This is a genomic window from Streptomyces silaceus, assembly GCF_001419745.1.
Taxonomy (GTDB): Bacteria; Actinomycetota; Actinomycetes; order Streptomycetales; family Streptomycetaceae; genus Streptomyces; species Streptomyces silaceus.
Genome location: NZ_LIRJ01000362.1, coordinates 1 through 1,408, shown reverse-complemented (window position 1 = coordinate 1,408; position 1,408 = coordinate 1). Strand labels below are relative to the sequence as shown.

General features: G+C 68.0%; 2 protein-coding genes. Both read left to right on the top strand.

Going from position 1 to position 1,408, the window contains the following annotated elements; translation table 11 throughout:
• The coding region (gene thyX / locus AOK22_RS29430; RefSeq protein WP_055701763.1) for an FAD-dependent thymidylate synthase at positions 1-516 on the top strand (516 nt) is incomplete at its 5' end.
• 188 nt (positions 517-704) lie between these two features.
• A partial coding sequence (gene dapA, locus AOK22_RS29425; RefSeq protein WP_055701764.1) for a 4-hydroxy-tetrahydrodipicolinate synthase occupies positions 705-1,408 on the top strand: 704 nt, incomplete at its 3' end.

Here is a 1,408-nt window from a genome sequence, read left to right as displayed (position 1 = left end):
ATGACGTTCTTCATCAGCGCCCCCATCTTCGTCTTCCGCGAGTTCATGCGGCACCGCGTGGGCTGGTCGTACAACGAGGAATCGGGCCGCTACAGGGAGCTGGAGCCGGTCTTCTACGTCCCGGACGCCTCCCGCAAGCTCGTCCAGGAGGGCCGCCCGGGCAAGTACGTCTTCGTCGAGGGCACCGAGGCCCAGCAGGAGCTGACGGGCCGCGTGATGGAGGACTCGTACCGCCAGGCGTACGAGGCGTACCAGGAGATGCTCGCCGCCGGCGTGGCGCGCGAGGTCGCGCGCTCGGTGCTCCCGGTCGGCCTCTTCTCCTCGATGTACGCGACGTGCAACGCCCGTTCGCTGATGCACTTCCTCGGCCTGCGCACGCAGCACGAGCTCGCCAAGGTCCCGTCCTTCCCGCAGCGGGAGATCGAGATGGTCGGCGAGAAGATGGAGCAGCACTGGGCCGAGCTGATGCCGCTCACCCACGCGGCCTTCAACAAGAACGGACGCGTGGCGCCGTAAGGCACTGATGTGCGGATGCGCCGAGTGAAGTGTCCGGATTGCGACACTTCGTGAAGTTCATCTAGCCTGATCAAACGGACCCGGCACTGCTTGAACCCCCGAGCAGGCAGTGCCGGGCTCCCTTTGTCAGGTCCACTCACATCCCCCGAGGGGGGACCCCGCGCTGAGCAGCGAGTAGCGTGTTACCCATGGCTCCGACCTCCACTCCGCAGACCCCCTTCGGGAGGGTCCTCACCGCCATGGTCACGCCCTTCAAGGCGGACGGCGCACTTGACCTCGACGGCGCGCAGCAGCTCGCCGCCCACCTGGTGGACGCAGGCAATGACGGCCTGGTCATCAACGGCACCACCGGTGAGTCCCCGACCGTCAGTGACGCGGAGAAAAACGATCTCGTACGAGCCGTACTGGACGCCGTCGGCGACCGCGCCCACATCGTCGCGGGCGTCGGTACGAACGACACCCGCCACAGCATCGAGCTCGCCCGCGCCGCCGAGCAGGCCGGCGCCCACGGCCTCCTGACCGTCACGCCGTACTACAACAAGCCCCCGCAAGAGGGCCTGTTCCGGCACTTCACCGCCATCGCCGACAGCACTGAGCTGCCGGTCATGCTCTACGACATCCCGGGCCGCAGCGGCGTACCGATCAACACCGAGACGATCGTCCGCCTCGCCGAGCACCCCCGCATCGTCGCCAACAAGGACGCCAAGGGCGACCTCGGCCGCGCCAGCTGGGCCATCGCCCGCTCGGACCTCGCCTGGTACTCCGGCGACGACATGCTGAACCTCCCGCTCCTGTCCGTCGGCGCCTGCGGCTTCGTCTCCGTCGTCGGTCACGTCGTCACCCCCGAGCTGCGCGCCATGCTGGAGGCGCACCTCACGGGCGACGTGCAGAA